This window comes from Magnetospirillum fulvum MGU-K5 (assembly GCF_000442515.1).
GTDB lineage: Bacteria > Pseudomonadota > Alphaproteobacteria > Rhodospirillales > Magnetospirillaceae > Phaeospirillum > Phaeospirillum fulvum_B.
The window spans coordinates 1-3,706 of sequence record NZ_AQPH01000134.1; the positions used below are offsets into that span (position 1 = coordinate 1).

A 3,706-nucleotide genomic window follows, 5' to 3' on the forward strand; every position below is an offset into this window, starting at 1 on the left:
CCTCCGATCTTTGGAAATGCGTTCTGGAATCGCATGACCCGTCTTCTGCCGCTCACGCTTGTCGGTCAGATGATTCTCTTCGAAACCCTGTTTGCACTGATTTACGGGTTCTTGTGGGAGCACCGCCTTCCCAGGCCACTGGAAACGGTCGCTTTCGTTCTTTTAGTGCTGAGCGTCTTATCCTGCATTGCCGCTCATCGCGACACGCATCGGTCAAGCCAAGTGCCTGATGATATTCACATCACGCCCAAAGGGGGGACATGACCCCGTTGATCCGGATCGAGGATTTTCTCGCTGTGACCTAACAGGGACTCCGGCGGGGGCGGAGGACATCTTCCCCCCAAGCCGGGGCCCGGTCTATGATCTGGTCCCGGTTCGGAGTCCCCCTCAGAAATGACCATCGCCGTAAAATCCTGTCTCGACGTGGTGTTCCGCCTGACCGATCTGGCGCTGAACGACCGCGAATATATCCAGCCTCAAAAGCTCCACCGGCTGCTCTATCTCGCCCAAGCCTATTACGCCGTCGCCTATGACGGGCACAAACTGATGCCCGCGACGTTCGTGACGGATTCGTTCGGCCCGGTCGAGCCGACGGTGTTCCACGTCTTCGCCTATGGCCGTCCCCACATGATCGAGCCGCATCCGCTGTCGGCGCAGGCGTCGCACTTCCTCGACAGCATCTGGCGACGGTTCGGGGTGTTGTCGGCCGACAAGCTGACCGCGAAGGTCGCCGACCATCCCCCGGTGGCGCTGGCGATGGCCAAGGGAATCAACATCGAAATCACGTTCGCCGAGATGGTGGCGTTCTATACCGCCGAGGCGGCGACGCGGAAAGCAGGCTCGCGGGTCGATCCGCTGGAGCAGGTGGTGCGGCCGCGCGTGATGCGCTCGCAATCGGGCAAGCCGGTCAGCGTGGTGTCGTGGAAGCCGAAAACGGTCCCCACGCCGAAGAAAGACTAATACCAAGCTGCATCGATCCCAACCGATCGCCGAGACCCTCATTCGCCGGGCGCGGCCCCTCCGGGCCGCTTGGCTTCGCGCGACGAGGGCTGCTGACCGGGGCGTCACCGCCATGACGCGTATCAAGATGCCAACAGCTTTGTCTGAGCCGTCCATGTGATCGGAAACGTGGAGAAGGAGTACGTACTCCAATGCGTACTAACTGCGATTAGAGCTACACTCTTCCGCAACACCCTCTTGACATTTTTTCGTTATCTGCTGAAATTTATTATAAATAATACGATCTTAAGTGGTGGCTGGTCACGTCCGAATGTATTTTGCGCATAGCCTTCCCGAAGATTCTGACGCAACGCATTGGCAAAAAATGATCGATCACGCCCGGGGTACGACCGCCCTGGCCGCCGACTTTGCCACCCCCTTCAAGGCCGACCGCGCCGCCGCCATTGCGGGCTTGCTTCACGATCTTGGCAAATATTGCCCTCAGTTCCTCGCCCGGCTGAACGGAGCCGACATAAGGCTAGACCACGCCATCGCCGGGGCTGCGGAAATTCGTGCCCGGGGTGCGGCGGCGACGTCGCAATGGGATCGGATGATGGCGGAACTGGTGTCCTATGCCATCGCCGGGCACCATGCCGGATTGCCCGACTGGCAGGAGTTCTCGGAGCGTTTGACGCGTGCCCGGCCTGCGCTCGATCCGATTTGGCAGGACGAGATTTCGGTCGACCTCACCGGCCTTGCTCCGTCGCTTATCCCCCATCCGTCGAAAACGCGGACCGCGTTCCAATTGGGGTTTCTCGGGCGGATGCTGTTTTCCTGTCTGGTCGATGCCGATTTCAAGGATACCGAACAATTCTACGCCCAGGCGGCGGGGAGTGAGATCGACCGCGACTGGCCCCGCCTGGGCGATATCCTGGGCGATCTGACCGCCCGGTTCGATGCCCATCTCGCCACCAAGGCCGGGGACAGCCCGGTCAATCGTCTGCGCCGCGAGGTGCTGACCCATGTGCGGGAGAAGGCGGCCACCCCGCCCGGCCTTTTCACCCTGACGGTGCCGACCGGAGGGGGGAAGACGCTGGCCTCGCTCGGCTTTGCGCTCGACCATGCCCGACGCCATGGGCTGGAACGGATCGTCTATGCGATTCCTTTCACCTCGGTGATCGACCAGACCGCCCAGGTGTTCCGCGACGTACTGGGCGACGATGTCGTCCTGGAGCATCACAGCGCAATCGAAGAGGAAAAGCCCTCGCACAAGGAGCAGCGCGACAAGCTGCGTCTGGCGATGGAGGATTGGGCCGCGCCGGTCGTGCTCACCACCAATGTCCAGCTATTCGAGAGTCTGTTTGCCAACCGCTCGTCGCGCTGCCGCAAGCTGCACCATCTGGCCAAAAGCGTCATCGTCCTGGACGAGGCGCAGACCCTGCCGCTTCCGCTGCTGATTCCCTGCATCGCCGCGATCGACGAACTAACCCGCAATTACGGGGCGTCGGTGGTGCTGTGCACCGCCACCCAGCCCGCGCTTGACCTGCGTCACTTTCGCGGCGGCGACGGAACCGGGCTGGCGTTGGAGGGTCGGGAACTCGCCCCCAATCCGGATAGTCTGGCGGCGCAGCTCGTGCGGGTAAAAATCCGTCACGGCGGCGTGATGAGCGACGACGATCTGGTTGCGGAATTGGAGCGCCATCCCCAGGGGCTGGTGATCGTCAACAGCCGCAAGCATGCCCTGGCGCTTTATCGCAAGGCGGGAGAGGCCGGACTGAGTGGGCTGATCCACCTCACCACCCGCCAGTACGCCGCCGACCGACGGCGGATTCTGGCCGAGGTCCGCCAGCGACTGAAGAAGGGCGATCCCTGCCGCCTGATCGCGACGTCGCTGGTCGAGGCCGGTGTTGATCTCGACTTCCCCCGCGTCTGGCGGGCCGAGGCCGGGCTGGACCAGATCGCCCAGGCGGCGGGGCGCTGTAACCGCGAAGGACTCCGCCCGGTCGAAGACAGCATCGTCACCGTATTCAATGCCCCCGACAATCCGCCCCCGCGTGAGGTGGCTCAGTTGGTCAAGGCCTATGGCCGGATGGCCGCGAAGCACGACGACCCGCTGGTTCCCGCCGCCCTGCGCGATTATTTCGGTGAGGTCTATTGGAGCAAGGGCACCAACCTCGACCAGCACAAAATCCTGGGCAAGTTCGAGGTCGATCGGGGCGGGCTCGCCTTCGCTTACAAAACGGTGGCGACGGATTTCCAGATGATCGACAGCGGCATGGTGCCGGTAATCATCGCGCTCGAAGAGAAGGCGCAGCAGGCTGTAAGGCAATTGGGGATCGACGGGATCAGCCCCGGCAAAGTCGCCCGCGCGCTTCAATCCTTCGTCGTCCAGATCCCGCCCCTGGCGCGGGCACGGTTGCTGGCCGAAGGCCATGTCCGCTTCGAGCGGGAAAAGATTTTCGGCGATCAGTTCGCCGTCCTTCAGCCGGGTAGTCTGTATCGGCAGGAGACGGGCTTGCTGTGGGAGGACGCCGACTATCTCGAGTTGGAGCAGTCGATTTTCTAGGTCACGTCACCTTGGCTGTGTGGGGGATAGAACTTGGACGGAAACGATTTCCGGCCTAGCGGGCTGGCAGCCCGCACCCGCTTGGGGCGATGCCCCAAACCCCTTTTTCAAAAAGTAGGGGGCCGGGCATCGCCCAAGCGGTGCGGGCGAAAGCCCAACCTCTCCCAACACGATGATCGCCGCTGATGTAGGAGCGAGCCA

Annotated in this window: 2 protein-coding genes and 1 pseudogene; all 3 read left to right on the plus strand. The window is 62.5% G+C overall.

What is annotated here, in order from left to right; all coding sequences use genetic code 11:
* A pseudogene (locus K678_RS17095) lies at positions 1-264 on the plus strand (hypothetical protein); the annotation flags it as partial.
* Positions 265-393: 129 nt separating this feature from the next.
* On the plus strand, positions 394-960 hold the full coding sequence (locus K678_RS17100; RefSeq protein ID WP_021133736.1) for a Panacea domain-containing protein: 567 nt from the start codon (positions 394-396) through the stop codon (positions 958-960).
* Between the two features lie 364 nt (positions 961-1,324).
* Complete coding sequence (locus K678_RS17105; RefSeq protein WP_021133737.1) at positions 1,325-3,505, plus strand: CRISPR-associated helicase/endonuclease Cas3; 2,181 nt, start codon at positions 1,325-1,327, stop codon at positions 3,503-3,505.
* Positions 3,506-3,706: the final 201 nt, after the last annotated feature.